The sequence below is a fragment of the Streptomyces caniscabiei genome (assembly GCF_014930365.1).
In the GTDB taxonomy this organism is placed as follows: domain Bacteria; phylum Actinomycetota; class Actinomycetes; order Streptomycetales; family Streptomycetaceae; genus Streptomyces; species Streptomyces caniscabiei.
Window position 1 is genome coordinate 344685 of the sequence record NZ_JABXWI010000012.1, and the last position, 15216, is coordinate 359900.

The window sequence follows — 15216 nt, forward strand, 5'->3', positions numbered from 1 at the left end:
CGAAGAAGATGATCACGAGGTGCTCCTCGATTGAGCGGGAGACGTGCGGTACGCACACAGGGCCGGACCCCAGCTTACGCGGCCGGGGTCCGGGGTCCGGCGTGAGGTCGGCCCTTCCCGCCCCGGGAGGGGCCTCAGCCGAGCAGCTGGCTCTGCAGGACCACGGTCTGCCAGAAGGGGACCGCCGGAGCCCCCGCCTCGCGGGACTGCAGGATCACCGCGTACACGTCCCCCGCCGAGACATAGGCCTGGCGGACCTGCTCGGCGCCGTACGGCTTCGCCTCGGCATAGGCGGTCCGGGCGGTCCCCGTCACGACGGCCTCCTCCGGGAAGTCCTCGTCGTACTCGACCTCCCCCGCACCGCGTATCCGGTACGTCGGGCTGACGTGGGCCAGGGCGTGGGTCGCCAGCTCGGCGTCCACGACGTTCGTCGTGTTGAACCGGAGCAGGTAGACCCGTGTCCGGGTGCCGTCCGGAGTGGTCCAGCCCCGAGCGGCGATGTGCCGCAGGCCGGTGTCCACGAGTTTCTGCCCCAGCTCCTCGCGGTCCTCCGCCTCGAACTCCGCCAGATACTCCTTCACCGGCAGCCAGCCGTCCGAGCCCCGCAGCTCCTTGTTCTCCGTGGCCCCCTCGGGAGCGGGCAGAACGAGGGCACGCAGATCGGCGTGATGGGCTCCGGCCGGGTTGTCCTCGGCGAACGGCTCCGGGCTTCCGGACGGCAGCGGCGGCCTGACGAGCCGGGGGAAGACCCAGCGCCCGTCCGACTCCGTGGCCAGACCGGGTACGTCCGTGCGCTGCGCCCCGGCGATCCCGTACGCCGTGGCCGTCCCCACCGAGGCGAAGACGGCGACGGCGGCGGTCCACCGCAGGAGGGCACGCAGGACGCGACGGTCACGGCGTGGCCGGGTGGCAGGGGGCTGAGCCGGCCCGACGGCAGAGGGCTCCGTGACCGGCGGCTCCGTGGTGTCCGCCGCCGAAGCCGGGGCGCCGTACGTCTCCGGCGTCTCCCGCACGGCTTCCTCTGTGGTTCGTGCCTGCTCGCTCATACGGACACCCCCTGTTCGGCGACACGGTCGAGCTGGGTGCGCAGAAGTTCGGCCGCGCCCCGCTTGTCGAGGGGCTTCGCCGCGCTCGCGGTGAGGGTGACGAGGACGTCTCCCGCGTAGGCGGAGCAGAACATCCCGTCCAGGGTCTTGTCGGTGCCCTTCGGAGTGAGGAAGCACCTCGCGTTGTCGTGGCCCTTGATCCGCGGGCCGTCGCGGAAGACGTCCAGCGAGGCGAGGAACTCGTTCTGGAACGTCGAGCTGTCGCGCAAGGCGCTCCTGTTCTCCATGCGGGCGAGGGTGATGCTGATCGAGGAGATGCCCTCGTCGGTCCGGTAGCCGAACGAAGCCGCGCTGAAGTAGCTGCGCATCGCCATGCCCTTGATGCGCTGCCGGTCGATCTGCCTCTCCAGCCGCTTGCGCTGGGCCCGGGGCAGACCGCTCAGGGACTTCTTGCGCAGGGACGCGGCCTGGGCGCCACTGAATTCCGCGTCGGAGCCGAACTCCGCGAGATCCGGCCCCTGGACCCAGGTGTCGGTGCCGTACGGCACGAGCAGTCCCGCGAGTCCCGGCTGTGCCGTCGCCTTCTTCGCCCGGGCCCGCGCCTCGCTCTCGCTCTCACCCTTGTCGTCGGGGAACTTCCAGGTCGGGGCACCCGCCTCGCGGTCCGCGCCCCGTACGGTCACTCCCGTGAACCCCACACCGGCGATCAGCGCCCCCACGAGCAGCGCGGCCCCGGCGACCACCGCGATTCGGCGACGCGGCGCGGGCCGTCCGGCACCTGGCGCGGCCGGCACGACGGCGGCCGGCTCCTGCCCCGCCGGCTCCGGTCCCGGCGTCTCGTCCGCGCTCACAACCGCTCCATCTGCCGCTCGGCCAGATCCATGATCATCTTCTTGGGGACCTGCTTGCCGCCGTAGACCCAGATCTCCATCGCGACGTCCCCGCGCCAGGCGTGCGCCTCGGCCCTGTACATCGGCTCGTATCCGGGCTCGGTGTCCGGCCGGGTGTGGACGTACGCCATGCCGTCCCCCGTGCCCTTGATGGCCCAACTGTCGGCGTCCGGCTGTTCCTCCGCCCAGGTCTGGTGGTTGTTGCTGGAGTCGTCGGCGGCCATGCTGTTGTGCTGCCGGAACTGGACCAGCCGGATCTCCACGTTGTACGAGTTGCCGACCTCCCAGCCGACGACGGCGGCCCGGCGGAACTCGTCGTTGACGAGGGCGCCGAACTTGTCGTTCGGCTCGGTGAAGTCGCCGGAGTAGTCGGCCATGGTCATCCAGCCGTCGGCGCCCTCCAGCCACTCGGCCTTCTTGGCGCCCGCCGGCTTCTTCAGCAGCAGCCTGCGCAGATCGCCGTCCGTCCTCACCTTGCGGTCCTGGGCGGCGGAGAGCGGCTCGGGTCCCTCACCCTCGGCCCGGTCCATCACCGGCTGGGAGAGCGGGGGCAGTTCGGTGGGCTCCCGGTCGGCCTGGACGAGGTATCCGGCACAGGTTCCGGCGATCATCCCCAGCACCGCCGCCCCGGCGACGAACAGGACGCCGCGCCCCCGGCGCGGCGCGCGGGCGACGGGCTGCTCCGCAAGCTCCCCTTCAGCTCTTTCCGGTCTTTCCGGCACTTCCAAGGCACTCCCCCACAAGAACGCGAAGCACGGACTCCTTATCCGCGCACAGGAGACCCATGGACCGCACACGGGGTTGCACCGAGGATGATCACGATTCGGACTAGCATGCGGGCATGGCGAAGAAGCTCGTGATCAAGGTGACGGCGGGGGCCGATGCCCCTGAGCGGTGCTCGCAGGCGTTCACGGTGGCGGCGGTGGCCGTCGCCAGCGGCGTCGAGGTGTCCCTGTGGCTGACGGGCGAGTCCGCGTGGTTCGCGCTGCCCGGCCGCGCCGCCGAGTTCGAGCTGCCGCACGCGGCCCCGCTGCCCGACCTGATCGACTCGGTCCTCGCCGGTGGCCGGCTCACCCTGTGCACCCAGTGCGCGGCCCGCCGGGACATCACCGAGAAGGACGTCATCGAGGGCGTACGGATCGCCGGCGCCCAGGTGTTCGTGCAGGAGGCCATGACGGACGACACCCAGGCCCTCGTGTACTGACGGCATCCGGACGTCGCGTCCTCCGGATCACGGCCGGCGTCTCTTGCCGTCCAGCTCGTCCCACCACTCGTCGGACTTCGGGTCGCCCGAGGGGTCGTCCCACCAGCGGTCGTCGGGGCCGCGCCGGTTGGCGACGACGGCGGCGAGCGGCGGGATGACCATCGCGACCACACACATGCCGACCGCGACCGGGACCGACCAGAGGCGTACGACGCCCCAGGCCAGGACGAAGAGGGCCAGGCACGTGCCCATCATGGCGAAGTACAGGTGGCGCCGGCGGGCGTACATACCTCCAGCGTAGGTCCGCGCACGACCGAGGGCCGCACTCCGGGGAGTGCGGCCCTCAGCTGTTCGACTGTTCGACGAAGCCGTCTCAGACGGCGATCGCGACCTCCGCCAGGCCGCCCTTCTCGGCGACGACGGTCCGGTCGGCGGTGCCGCCGGGGACGAGCGCACGAACGGTCCAGGTGCCCTCGGCCGCGTAGAAGCGGAACTGGCCCGTCGCGGAGGTGGGGACCTCCGCCGTGAACTCGCCGGTCGAGTCCAGCAGACGGACGTAGCCCGTCACCGGCTCGCCGTCGCGGGTCACCTGACCCTGGATCGTGGTCTCACCGGGCTTGATCGTCGAGGCGTCCGGGCCGCCGGCCTTCGCTCCACACATGTCTTTCTCCATAAGGGGTCTGACCGGAGGAAGGCCGGTCGGGACGAACGGGGGTGTGCGGGTACCGCTGGTGGTGCCGGCGGTGCTTACTTGTTGGCGCCGAGCTCGATCGGGACGCCGACGAGGCTGCCGTACTCGGTCCAGGAGCCGTCGTAGTTCTTGACGTTCTCCACGCCGAGCAGCTCGTGCAGGACGAACCAGGTCAGCGCGGAGCGCTCACCGATGCGGCAGTAGGCGATGGTGTCCTTGGCGAGGTCCACCTGCTCGTCGGCGTAGAGCTCCTTGAGCTCGTCGTCCGACTTGAAGGTGCCGTCGTCGTTGGCGTTCTTCGACCACGGGATGTTGCGGGCGCTGGGCACGTGGCCCGGACGCTGCGACTGCTCCTGCGGCAGGTGGGCCGGGGCGAGCAGCTTGCCGGAGAACTCGTCGGGCGAGCGCACGTCGACCAGGTTCTGCGAGCCGATCGCGGCGACGACGTCGTCACGGAAGGCGCGGATCGCGGTGTTCTGCGGCTTGGCCTTGTACTCGGTCGCGGGGCGCGCCGGCACCTCGTCGGTCAGCTCGCGGGCGTCCAGCTCCCACTTCTTGCGGCCGCCGTCGAGCAGCTTGACGTTCTCGTGGCCGTACAGCTTGAAGTACCAGTAGGCGTACGAAGCGAACCAGTTGTTGTTGCCGCCGTAGAGGACGACGAGGGTGTCGTTGCCGATGCCCTTGGCCGACAGGAGCTTCTCGAAGCCCTCCTGGTCGACGAAGTCGCGGCGGACCGGGTCCTGGAGGTCCTTCGTCCAGTCGATCCGGATCGCGTTCTTGATGTGGTTCTTCTCGTACGCGGTGGTGTCCTCGTCGACCTCGACGATGGCGATGTTCGGGTCGTCGAGGTTGGCCTCGACCCAGTCGGCGTCTACCAGGACGTCGCTGCGGCTCATGCTCTTTCTCCTCCGGGGCAGTTACGGCGGGGTGCGGGTGCCTCCGGCGGTTCGGCCGGGGCGCGCGGGGATGGGCCCTGGCTCGAACAGGGCAGGCATCGGGGGGACGCGGCGGCAGGACTCCGCCGCTCGCTCAGAAAGTGCGACAGAGCATGGCGGCGACGCGGCACAGGTCTACTGCCCGCCGCTTCGTGAGGTCCGCCTGTCGCTTCATAGGGATCGATCGTAGGGACGGACAGGCGGGCGTGTCACCGGCATGTCGTATTCTGAGACGCGATCGTCCGGAATGTGGGATGGAGTGACTGTCGAGGCTGTGGTGGTGGGGCCGCCGGGCCCTTGTAGCCGTCGTCACATCTGCGGTGCGGACGGCGTTGTCTCGCCTTTCGGACACCGCGAGAGTACGCCCACGGGGGTGAGCCGACCGTCGTCCTACCCCGCCAGCCTGACGTTCGAACCCCGCACCGTGATGTCCACACCGTCCGGCGCCGCCTCGACCTTGTCGAGCTTGATGCCGCCGGGGAGGTTGTCGATGGCCTGCTGGAAGTCGGTGATCGAACGGACGACGTTCTCGGCGAGGTCGGCGCCGCCCAGGCTGGGCAGGGAGTCGGCCTGCACCTCGACCTTGTCGCCCTTGACGCTGACGGTGCTGAGGACGGAGACGGTCTGCGGGTCGAGGGCCGGCGGGTCGATCTCGACGTTGACCTTGATCTTGCCCTTGCCGCCGTCGGAGAGGCCGACGACGCGGGCGGTGAAGCCGAGCCCCACGTCGGTGGGCTCCGACTTGGCGGCCTTCAGGAGCTCGTCGTACGAGATGGTCGCGGTGCCGGTGGCGCTGGTGGCCGTGGCGGAGCTGTAGTCGCTGGAGAAGGCGACGCCGCGCATGTTCGCCTTCAGATCGGCGATGCGGATGCTCTCGTCGGGCTTGCCGGTGCTCGCCTCGAAGTTCTCGATGCCGACCTCGACGTCGTCCAGTTCGCCGCCCGCGACCTGGGTGAGGAACGGGAAGCCCTTGATGGACACGTCCGGGGTGCTCGTCAGGCCCTCGCTCGCCTTCAGCTGCTGGGCCGCCTCGTCCTCGGCGAAACCGACGGCCACGCGGTCGGCGACGACGAAGAGGCCGCCCAGGATCACGGCGACGATGACAAGTATTCGCAGTGCGCGCATCTCTCGGTGTTCCCCACGTAGTCCACTCGGCGGCCGAACGGTATCTACGCGAGGGTAATCGGGCGGGGGCGGGGGCGGGGTGAAGTGGCCCGCCTTGTTGATCAGCTGTGACAGGGGTGCGGTGTCGGGTGCGTGGTCGGGTGCGTGGTCGGGTGCGGCTCCGGTGGGACTTCTCGCGCAGTTCCCCGCGCCCCTGAAAAGCAGGGGCTGCGCCCCGTGCTTTTCAGGGGCGCAGGGCCTGATCTTTTAGGGGCGTCTCGTCAGACCAACGCGCGGCCCAGCAGATACACCGCCGGCGCCGCAGCCGTCAGCGGCAGCGCCACCCCCGCGGTGAAGTGGACGAAGCGAGAGGGGTAGTCGTAGGCGGCGACCCGGTGGCCGATGAGCGCGCAGAGACCGGCACCGGCCCCGAGCAGCGCACCGGACGTCCCCAGATCCGTCGCACCACCGGCGGCGATACCCCCACCCGTGGCCGCCAGCAGCGCGACGACCACCGAGGCCGCAGTGGGCAGCGGCAGCGCGCGGGCCAGTACGGCCGCCGCGACCGCGGCCCCGCCGACCGTCACCGCGTCCGCCGCGGCCGCCAGATAGCCGGTCGCGACGATCGCCAGCGCCGACGAGGCCACCGTCGCCATCAGGCCGTACATCCGCTCGTCCGGGTCCGCGTGACTGCGCAGCCCCAGCACGATGCCGAGCAGCACCCACACGCCGAGCGTCCCGAGGATCGCGGCGGGCGCGTGCTCCCGGCCGGCCACGAAGAGGGCCGCGTCCGACGCGAGGGCGCCCGCGAAGGCCAGCACGATGCCCTGCCTGGCCGGCCACATGCCGTTCAGCCGGAACCAGCCCGCCGCCGTCACGGCCTGGAGGACCACCAGCGGTACGGCGAGGGCGTACTCCCCGATCGCCGCGGCACCGGCCAGCAGCAGGCCCAGTACGGCCGTGATCAGCGCCGGCTGCATGCCGGGCTCGATGATCGGCGACCGGCCCTCGGCCCGCGCCCGCTGGGCGTCGGTGACCCGGGTGTTGCCGGTGAGGGTGGGCGGACCGTAGCCGGGCGCGGAAGGGGCGGCAGCGGCGTCCGGAGCGGCCTGGGACTGAGCGTGCGCCGGAGGCTGGACCTGCGGTTGTGCGTACTGCGGCTGCGCCTGGAACTGCGGCTGCGCCGGGGGCTGGTGCTGGGGCTGGTGCGGGTGCTGTGGGTCGTGCTGGGCCTGCGGGGCGTACTGGCCGGCGTCCGTCTGCTGGGGCAGGTACGCCGTCTCCGTCAGGTTGGCGGCGGGCGAGGTCCGGGGCTGCATCTGGGTCTCCCAGGTCTGCCCCTCCCACTGCTGGGCGTGGGCGGCCTGGCCGTCGTCGTAGCCCTGCCAGTGCGGCTGCGGCTGCGGCTGCTGGTACGCGTCGTAGCCCTGGTTGCCCTGGTGGTCGTGCCCCTGGTGGCCCTCGTACCCGTACGGCTGGTTGCTCATGATGTGGGGGTCACCCTCCTGCGAACGGCGGGAGCACCTCGACCGTGCCGCCCTCGGCCAGACGTACCGTCTCATGCGCACGGGTACCCACGGGGTTTCCGTCGACGAGGAACGAGCATCGTCGCAGGACTCGGTCGAGTTCGCCGGGGTGCCGGTCACGGGCGGCGGTCAGGGCGTCCGCGAGAGTGGCCGCGTCGTAGGGCTCCTCGGCGACGCCGGCTGCGGACTTGGCTGCGGCCCAGTAGCGGACGGTGCCCTTTGGCATCTGCGTTCCTCTTGTATGAGTCGTGACGGGGTCAGGCTACGCCCCTGTCCGCGACCCCTTTCACCACCCACTCCCCGATCCTCTCCAGCAATTCCACGCTCGCCGCGTTCTCCGCGTGGCCCATCCCCCGCTCCAGCCAGAGTTCCCCGTCGTCGCCCGCCGCAGCGGCCAGCATCTCCGGGTGGTCGAGCGGGAAATAGCCGTCCCGGTCGCCGTGGACTATCAGCAGGGGGGTCGGGGCGATGAGGGGCACGGATTCCACCGGGGAGAGGGGGACGGGATCCCAGTCGCGGTGGTGGATACGGGTGCGGAAACCGTAGCGGCCGAGGAGGCGGCCCTCGGGGCGGGTGATGAGCCAGTGGACCCGGCGCATGGGGGCCGTGCCCCGGTAGTACCAGCGGGCCGGGGCGCTGACCGAGACGACGGCGTCCGTGTCTGGGCCGACTACGGCGTCCGTGGCCTCATCGACATCGACGACCGTGTCCGGTCGGGCCGCGTGGCGCAGGACGACCGAGCCGCCCATGGAGAAGCCGACGGTGGCGACGCGCGTGTGGCCGAGTTCACGGGCCCAGCGGACCGCCGCCGCGAGGTCGAGCACCTCACGGTCGCCGACCGTGGAGAGGCCGCCGGAGCGTCCGTGGCCCCGGAAGGAGAAGGTGACGACGGACCCGTACCGGGCGAACGCCTCCGCCACCCTTCGAACGTACGGACGATCGACGTCGCCCGTGAAGCCGTGCGCGACGACGACGGCCAGGTGGCCGGAGGGTGGAGTTCCGGTGTCGTCCGGGCCGTTGTATACAACGGCTTTCGGATCGTATACGGCCTCGATATTCACCCCGTCGTCAGTCCGCAGAAACCTGCGCAAAGGGGTTCGCGGAGGTCCCGAAACGGTTCGAGGGGCCGTCTCAGAGTTCGGGATGTCGAAAGATCGCGTCACATGGCCTGCCGGACCAGCACTCATGTGGGCTATTCTGCTGGACAGAGGACTCGGGCAATGTCGCCCCCGGGTCCTTTCGTGCTTTAGGCAAGCTTGTATACGAGCGGAAAAACGCCAGGTGACCGCAGCTGTACGAGCCGCCGCCACACGCGTCCTCGCAGGGACCGAGGAGGAACCAGACGCATGAGTTCTCTGCTGCTCCTGACCAACGCCCTCCAGCCGTCGACCGAGGTGCTTCCGGCCCTCGGTCTGCTGCTGCACAACGTGCGCGTGGCGCCGGCGGAAGGCCCGGCTCTCGTCGACACACCCGGCGCGGACGTCATCCTCATCGACGGGCGCCGTGACCTCCCGCAGGTCCGCAGCCTGTGCCAGCTGCTGCGCTCCACCGGGCCCGGCTGCCCCCTCATCCTCGTCGTGACCGAGGGCGGTCTCGCCGCCGTCACCGCGGACTGGGGCATCGACGACGTGCTCCTCGACACGGCGGGCCCCGCCGAGGTCGAGGCGCGGCTGCGGCTCGCCATGGGCCGCCAGCAGATCGTCAACGACGACTCCCCCATGGAGATCCGCAACGGCGATCTCTCGGTGGACGAGGCGACCTACAGCGCCAAGCTCAAGGGGCGCGTCCTCGACCTCACCTTCAAGGAGTTCGAGCTCCTCAAGTACCTCGCCCAGCACCCGGGCCGCGTCTTCACCCGCGCCCAGCTGCTCCAGGAGGTCTGGGGCTATGACTACTTCGGCGGTACGCGGACGGTCGACGTGCACGTACGGCGGCTGCGCGCCAAGCTCGGCCCCGAGCACGAGTCGCTGATCGGGACCGTTCGGAACGTCGGTTATCGATTCGTTACGCCTGAGAAGGCGGAGCGCGCCGGGGACGACGCGAAGAGCAAGGCCGCCCCCTCAAAGGCGGCGGATGCGGACGAGACGGCGTCGCTGGACGCCGTGGAGATCGCGGCCGAGGCGTAGTGGCGGACACCCCGGGCGGCGTACGCACTGGTAACTCCCAGGTGCGCCGTCGTACGCCCTGCCCAGGGCCGGTCCATCCGCGTAGACTCCGCGCGTGGCCAAGGTGACTCGGGATGACGTGGCAAGACTGGCGGGTACGTCGACCGCCGTCGTCAGCTACGTCATCAACAACGGACCCCGGCCGGTCGCACCGGCCACGCGCGAGCGTGTCCTCGCCGCGATCAAGGAACTGTCGTACCGGCCCGACCGGGTCGCCCAGGCGATGGCATCCCGGCGTACGGATCTCATAGGCATGATCGTGCCGGACGCGCGCCAGCCCTTCTTCGGCGAGATGACCCACGCCGTGGAGCAGGCCGCCGCCGAGCGCGGAAAGATGGTGCTCGTCGGCAACACCGACTACGTCGCCGAGCGCGAGGTCCACTATCTGCGGGCGTTCCTCGGGATGCGGGTCTCCGGACTGATCCTCGTCAGCCACGCCCTCAACGACAACGCCGCCGCCGAAATAGAGGCGTGGGACGCTCGGGTCGTGCTGCTGCACGAGCGGCCCGAGGCGATCGACGACGTGGCCGTGGTGACCGACGACGTCGGCGGCGCGAAGCTCGCCGTGGAGCACCTCCTCTCGCACGGCTACGCCTACGTCGCCTGTATGGGCGGCATCGCCGAGACCCCGCTCATCGGTGACCCCGTCTCCGACCACGTCGAGGGCTGGCGGCAGGCGATGGACGAGGCCGGGATCTCCACGGAGGGGCGGCTGTTCCAGGCGCTCTACAACCGGTACGACGCGTACCAGGTCGCGCTGGAGCTGCTCTCGGGGCCGACCCGGCCGCCGGCGATCTTCTGCTCCACCGACGACCAGGCGATCGGGGTGCTGCGGGCCGCGCGCGAGCTGCGGATCGAGGTCCCGTCCGAGCTGGCCGTCGCCGGCTTCGACGACGTCAAGGAGGCGGCCCTCACGGACCCGCCCCTGACGACGATCGCGACGGACCGTACGGGCATGGCCCGGGCGGCGGTGGACCTGGTCCTCGACGACGGCATCCGGGTCGCCGGCTCCCGCCGCGAACGCGTGAAGCTGTTCCCGTCGACGCTGGTGGCCCGACGGTCGTGCGGCTGCGGCTAGCTCCGCCGGAGCGCACGCGGGCGCCGTAGGGGCTTGGGGTGGTGCGTTGTCGGCTGCGGGTTCGTCGTGGCTTGTCGCGCAGTTCCTCGCGCCCCTCAAAAGCGCGCGCTTGACGCGTGCCGATGCCCCTCAGACGGATCAGACGGTATCGATCTGCCAGGCGATCATCCCGGTCGCTCCCTTGCCGCCGTCGACATCGATACGGAGCCGCTCGCTGCCGGGGAGACGCTGCTGGGTGACCGCCCCGTCACAGGGCACCGTGGCCTTCTGCCCGGCGCCCGCAGGCCTGACCACCATCCGCACGCTGCCGCTGCCGACGCAGACCAGCCGGAAACGGTAGACCTCGCCGCCGCCCGCGTTCAGAAGGGGTTCGGCGTGCACACCGTCGCCCACGCGCTCCGCCCCGGCCTCGACCATGGTCCCGCCCTGAACGGCCGCGAGGGCGGCCTGAGCCTGTTCGGTGAGCTCGGCTTCCGACTGCGACGGCTCCGACGGCTCCGACGGCCGCGTCGGCTCCGACAGGCCCGATGATCTCGACGGCGTGGATGCGGCCGCCCCGGCACTTCCGTTCGACGTGCAGGAGGTGAGCAGGGCGGCCGACGCGACTGCGGCGCACGCGGTGAGCCATCCTCTGGCCCGCGATGAGGTCATGAGGAAGTCTCCCAGTACTCCCCTTCGGTCTTTGCCTGTTTTCTCCGGTCTTCTGGAAGTCTTCGCGGGCGGCCTTTATATGGGGCGAACGAGGTTCTGGTGGGGTTCTCAGGGAGCGCTCAGGAAGGTCTCATGGTCGGGCGGCAGGCTCTGAGTCATGACCGAGAGCTTCCGCCGCAGCGGCGAGTACGAGAACCCCTACCAGGGGCAGCAGCAGCACTCCGGGTACGCCGAGGGCGGGACCCAGCAGCAGCCCGCGTACCTCCAGCAGCAGCACGCCTCCGCCCCCGTGAACCCGGAGTGGCCGCCCCCGCCGGCGTACGACCCGGCGACGGCGGCCTCGGCGCAGGCCGCCCCCACCGCGCTCCTCACCGAGCCGGTGGCCCAGGCGCCCGCTCCGAGAAGGCGTACCCGGGGGCCGATCGCGCTGCTCGCGGCCGTGGCGTTCGTCGCGGCGGCGATCGGCGGCGGTACGGCGTACGGCATCCAGGAGCTGACCGGCTCGGGCACCGTGGCCTCCAGCTCCACCAGCACCAGCGTGGTGCCGACCAGCCAGAAGGGCACGGTCTCCGGCGTCGCCACGGCGGTCAGCCCGAGCATCGTGGAGATCAACGCCACCTCGAACGCGGGCGAGTCCACCGGTTCCGGTGTGATCATCACCAGCGACGGCGAGATCGTCACCAACAACCACGTGATCTCCGGCGCCTCCCAGATCAAGGTGACGACCAGCAACGGCAAGTCCTACACCGCCGAGGTCGTCGGCACCGACAGCAAGAAGGACCTCGCCCTCATCAAGCTCCGGGACGCCTCCGGGCTGAAGGCCGCCACGCTCGGCGACTCCGCCGGCGTGAAGGTCGGCGACCAGGTCGTGGCGATCGGCTCCCCCGAGGGCCTGACCGGCACCGTGACCAGCGGCATCGTCTCCGCGCTCGACCGTGACGTCACGGTCTCGACGGACGAGAGCCAGGGCCAGCAGCAGGGCGGTGGCGGCGGGCAGTGGCCGTTCGAGTTCGGCGGCCGGCAGTTCAACGGCGACACGGGCTCGTCGACGACGACGTACAAGGCGCTCCAGACCGACGCCTCCCTCAACCCCGGCAACTCCGGCGGCGCCCTCATCGACATGAACGGCAACATCATCGGCATCAACTCGGCGATGTACTCCGCCGCGGACGCCACCTCCTCCAGCGCGGGCAGCGTCGGCCTCGGCTTCGCCATCCCGATCAACACGGTCAAGGCCGACCTGAGCACGCTGCGGGCGGGCGGGTCGGACTGAGGTCCGACGCTCCGACCAGGTCTTTTCCCCTCCAACCAGGTCTTTTTCCCTCCGTCCTGTCAGTCCCGCTGAGTCCAAGGAGTTCGACATGATCACCCAGGTCTCCCACACCGTCGCCACCGCCGTCGACCCGGCCGGACTGGGCCTCGCCCTCGCGGTGGCGGCCGAACTTCACCCGGCGGTGACGCGGGCCCCCGAGGTGGCGGCCACCCATGCCCCGGCCCGTCGCAACACGGCCGCGCGCCCGCGCCGACGTACGGTTCGCGGCTGATCCGGTTCGGCCTACTGCGCGGCCAGGGGACGTGCAAGGCTAGGGCGAACCCGCGCGCGCCCCATCAGGGGCGCGGGGAACCGCGCGAGAAGCCCCACCGGACCCGCACCAGGCAACGCACGAGAACCCCCACGGCGCCCCGGCCCCCGCACTCCACCGCTTCCGAGGAACGAAGACCACATGAGCTCCGCCGAAGGCGCCCGCGCCCCCGAACCCCAGCGCATCCTCATCGTCGACGACGAGCCGGCGGTGCGCGACGCACTCAAGCGCAGCCTCGCCTTCGAGGGCTACGACACCGAGGTCGCGGTGGACGGCGCCGACGCGCTGGAGAAGGCGACCGCGTACCGGCCGGACCTGGTGATCCTCGACGTACAGATGCCGCGCATGGACGGGCTGACCGCCGCCCGCCGGATCCGCGGGGCCGGCGACACCACGCCGATCCTGATGCTCACCGCCCGCGACACCGTCGGCGACCGCGTCACCGGCCTCGACGCCGGCGCGGACGACTACCTGGTCAAGCCGTTCGAGCTGGACGAGCTCTTCGCCCGCGTCCGCGCGCTGATGCGCCGCAGCTCGTACGCGGCGGCGGTCGCCGCGACCGCCGAGGTGGACGAGGCGCTCACCTTCGCGGACCTGCGGATGGACCTGGCGACGCGGGAGGTCACCCGGGGCGGGCGCCCGGTGGAGCTGACGCGCACGGAGTTCACGCTCCTGGAGATGTTCCTGGCGCACCCGCGCCAGGTCCTCACGCGCGAGCAGATCCTGAAGGCCGTCTGGGGCTTCGACTTCGAGCCGTCCTCCAACTCCCTCGACGTGTACGTCATGTACCTGCGCCGCAAGACCGAGGCGGGCGGCGAGCCGCGGCTCGTGCACACCGTGCGGGGCGTGGGGTACGTCCTGCGACAGGGCGGCGCGGAGTGAAGAAGCTCCTGAGCCGCTACCGGTCCCTGCCGATCAGGGCCCGGCTGTCGATGCTGGTCGCGGCGGCGGTGGCCTTCGCGGTGGCGGCGGTGTCGGTGACGTGCTGGTTCATCGTGCAGGGGAAGCTGTACAAGGAGATCAACAACGACCTGGAGGCCATGGTCAGCCGAGCGCTGCCCGCGCAGATGGTGGAGGACGCCGTCCTCAGTGCCTGCCCCCAGGCGCCGTCACAGTCCTTCTGGGGGCCGAAGAGCAAGGGCTACTCCCAGGTGGTGACCACGGACGGCACGAGGTGCGTCTTCCCCAACTCCACGGGCGTGGTGAACGTCGCCGAGAGCGACAAGGAAGTGGCCGCGAACCCCAAGAGCGGGGAAGGGACGGTCCGCAACGGCACCGACAGCGAGGGCAACTCGGTGCGCGTACTGGCCACGGCACTCGTCGTCGACACCGGCAACGGCCAGGAAGTGCTGCCGGGCGCCGCCTACGTCGTCGCCGTCCCCCTCAAGGGCACCCAGTCCACGCTCAACGAGTTGGCGCTGCTGCTGCTCCTCGTCTCCGGCATCGGAGTCGTCGGCGCCGGCGCGGCCGGGCTCGCCGTGGCCCGTGCGGGCCTGCGCCCCGTCGACAAGCTGACCGAAGCGGTCGAGCACGTGGCGCGCACCGAGGACCTCAGCATCCGCATCCCCGTGGAGGAGGAGAGCGAGGACGAGGTCGCCCGTCTCTCCCGCTCCTTCAACTCGATGACGAGCGCGCTGGCGAGCTCCCGCGACCTGCAACAACAGCTGATCGCGGACGCCGGCCACGAACTCCGCACCCCCCTGACCTCCCTCCGCACCAACATCGAACTCCTCACCCGCAGCGAGGAGACGGGCCGCCCGATCCCGGCGGACGACCGCAAGGCCCTGCTCGCCTCCGTGAAGGCCCAGATGACCGAACTGGCGTCGCTGATAGGCGACTTGCAGGAACTGTCGCGTTCGGACGCGGGACACCAGGGCGGCCGGCACCTCCAGGTCGTCGACTTCCAGGAGACCGTGGAGGCGGCCCTGCGTCGGGCCCGTCTGCGCGGCCCCGAGCTGACGATCACGGCGGACCTGAACCCCTGGTACGTCCGCTCCGAACCGTCCGCGCTGGAGCGCGCCATCGTCAACGTCCTCGACAACGCGGTGAAGTTCAGCCCCGAGGGCGGCACGATCGAGGTCTCCCTCGACGGCGGTGTCCTCACGGTCCGCGACCATGGCCCGGGCATCCCCACCGAGGAACTCCCCCACGTCTTCGACCGCTTCTGGCGCTCCCCGTCGGCCCGTTCACTCCCGGGCTCGGGCCTGGGCCTGTCGATCGTGGCCCGCACGGTGCAGCAGGCCGGCGGCGAGGTCACCCTGTCCCGAGCGGACGGCGGCGGCACCCTGGCGACGGTGCGGTTGCCGGGGGCGGCGGTTCCGCCGCCGGAGAGTGCCTGAGCGC

Annotated in this window: 18 protein-coding genes; 7 read left to right on the forward strand and 11 right to left on the reverse strand. The window is 70.9% G+C overall.

All coding sequences use genetic code 11. The features are described from left to right. Nucleotides 1-134: 134 nt before the first annotated feature. Genes HW837_RS31915 through HW837_RS31925 form a run of 3 tightly spaced genes read right to left on the reverse strand, consistent with a single transcriptional unit; the run spans nucleotide 135 to nucleotide 2658 of the window. Nucleotides 135-1046, reverse strand: coding sequence for a hypothetical protein (locus HW837_RS31915; protein ID WP_093789874.1), 912 nt, complete (start codon nucleotides 1044-1046; stop codon nucleotides 135-137). Beyond that, the gene (locus HW837_RS31920) at nucleotides 1043-1897 is read right to left on the reverse strand and encodes a hypothetical protein (protein ID WP_313895590.1); all 855 of its coding nucleotides are present in this window, start codon (nucleotides 1895-1897) and stop codon (nucleotides 1043-1045) included. The genes HW837_RS31915 and HW837_RS31920 overlap by 4 nt, the downstream gene beginning before the upstream one ends. Then, a complete protein-coding gene (locus HW837_RS31925) occupies nucleotides 1894-2658 on the reverse strand; it encodes a hypothetical protein (RefSeq protein WP_313895589.1) in 765 nt (254 codons plus the stop codon). Before HW837_RS31925 ends, HW837_RS31920 begins: the two co-directional genes overlap by 4 nt. Before the next feature lie 119 nt (nucleotides 2659-2777). On the opposite strand from HW837_RS31925, the gene HW837_RS31930 reads away from it, so the two are divergent. Continuing rightward, a complete protein-coding gene (locus HW837_RS31930) occupies nucleotides 2778-3140 on the forward strand; it encodes a DsrE family protein (RefSeq protein WP_045555941.1) in 363 nt (120 codons plus the stop codon). 27 nt (nucleotides 3141-3167) lie between these two features. Here the strand turns inward: HW837_RS31930 and HW837_RS31935 are convergent, their stop codons facing one another. The 7 genes from HW837_RS31935 to HW837_RS31965 form a co-directional block, all read right to left on the reverse strand. Further along, nucleotides 3168-3428: a DUF3099 domain-containing protein gene (locus HW837_RS31935; RefSeq protein WP_045555940.1), complete on the reverse strand. Its 261-nt coding sequence runs from the start codon at nucleotides 3426-3428 to the stop codon at nucleotides 3168-3170. Between the two features lie 85 nt (nucleotides 3429-3513). Next, entirely contained in the window at nucleotides 3514-3801 is a 288-nt protein-coding gene (locus HW837_RS31940) for a DUF1416 domain-containing protein (protein ID WP_019755963.1), read from the reverse strand. Between the two features lie 86 nt (nucleotides 3802-3887). Further along, nucleotides 3888-4727: a sulfurtransferase gene (locus HW837_RS31945; RefSeq protein ID WP_045555939.1), complete on the reverse strand. Its 840-nt coding sequence runs from the start codon at nucleotides 4725-4727 to the stop codon at nucleotides 3888-3890. A gap of 429 nt (nucleotides 4728-5156) precedes the next feature. Further along, on the reverse strand, nucleotides 5157-5891 hold the full coding sequence (locus HW837_RS31950; protein WP_045555938.1) for an LmeA family phospholipid-binding protein: 735 nt from the start codon (nucleotides 5889-5891) through the stop codon (nucleotides 5157-5159). Between the two features lie 260 nt (nucleotides 5892-6151). Next, the gene (locus HW837_RS31955; protein ID WP_045555937.1) at nucleotides 6152-7357 is read right to left on the reverse strand and encodes a hypothetical protein; all 1206 of its coding nucleotides are present in this window, start codon (nucleotides 7355-7357) and stop codon (nucleotides 6152-6154) included. 10 nt (nucleotides 7358-7367) lie between these two features. After that, entirely contained in the window at nucleotides 7368-7622 is a 255-nt protein-coding gene (locus HW837_RS31960) for a MoaD/ThiS family protein (protein ID WP_045555936.1), read from the reverse strand. A gap of 31 nt (nucleotides 7623-7653) precedes the next feature. Then, entirely contained in the window at nucleotides 7654-8583 is a 930-nt protein-coding gene (locus HW837_RS31965) for an alpha/beta hydrolase (RefSeq protein WP_193381482.1), read from the reverse strand. A 159-nt stretch (nucleotides 8584-8742) separates the two neighbouring features. On the opposite strand from HW837_RS31965, the gene HW837_RS31970 reads away from it, so the two are divergent. Both HW837_RS31970 and HW837_RS31975 read left to right on the forward strand, forming a co-directional pair. Then, nucleotides 8743-9522: a winged helix-turn-helix transcriptional regulator gene (locus HW837_RS31970; RefSeq protein WP_045555934.1), complete on the forward strand. Its 780-nt coding sequence runs from the start codon at nucleotides 8743-8745 to the stop codon at nucleotides 9520-9522. A gap of 94 nt (nucleotides 9523-9616) precedes the next feature. After that, on the forward strand, nucleotides 9617-10639 hold the full coding sequence (locus tag HW837_RS31975) for a LacI family DNA-binding transcriptional regulator (protein ID WP_045555933.1): 1023 nt from the start codon (nucleotides 9617-9619) through the stop codon (nucleotides 10637-10639). 138 nt (nucleotides 10640-10777) lie between these two features. On the opposite strand, the gene HW837_RS48995 is transcribed toward HW837_RS31975, so the two are convergent. After that, complete coding sequence (locus HW837_RS48995; protein ID WP_234442430.1) at nucleotides 10778-11290, reverse strand: hypothetical protein; 513 nt, start codon at nucleotides 11288-11290, stop codon at nucleotides 10778-10780. A gap of 157 nt (nucleotides 11291-11447) precedes the next feature. On the opposite strand from HW837_RS48995, the gene HW837_RS31985 reads away from it, so the two are divergent. The 4 genes from HW837_RS31985 to HW837_RS32000 all read left to right on the forward strand — a co-directional run bounded on the left by HW837_RS31985 (nucleotide 11448) and on the right by HW837_RS32000 (nucleotide 15212). Further along, nucleotides 11448-12563, forward strand: a complete 1116-nt coding sequence (locus HW837_RS31985) for a S1C family serine protease (RefSeq protein WP_045555930.1) — start codon at nucleotides 11448-11450, stop codon at nucleotides 12561-12563. A gap of 88 nt (nucleotides 12564-12651) precedes the next feature. Continuing rightward, nucleotides 12652-12834, forward strand: coding sequence for a hypothetical protein (locus HW837_RS31990; RefSeq protein ID WP_045555929.1), 183 nt, complete (start codon nucleotides 12652-12654; stop codon nucleotides 12832-12834). Between the two features lie 180 nt (nucleotides 12835-13014). Continuing rightward, nucleotides 13015-13755 (forward strand): response regulator transcription factor, encoded by a 741-nt coding sequence (locus HW837_RS31995; RefSeq protein WP_045555928.1) that lies wholly within the window; start codon nucleotides 13015-13017, stop codon nucleotides 13753-13755. Beyond that, the gene (locus HW837_RS32000; protein ID WP_045555927.1) at nucleotides 13752-15212 is read left to right on the forward strand and encodes a sensor histidine kinase; all 1461 of its coding nucleotides are present in this window, start codon (nucleotides 13752-13754) and stop codon (nucleotides 15210-15212) included. Before HW837_RS31995 ends, HW837_RS32000 begins: the two co-directional genes overlap by 4 nt. Nucleotides 15213-15216 lie beyond the last annotated feature (4 nt).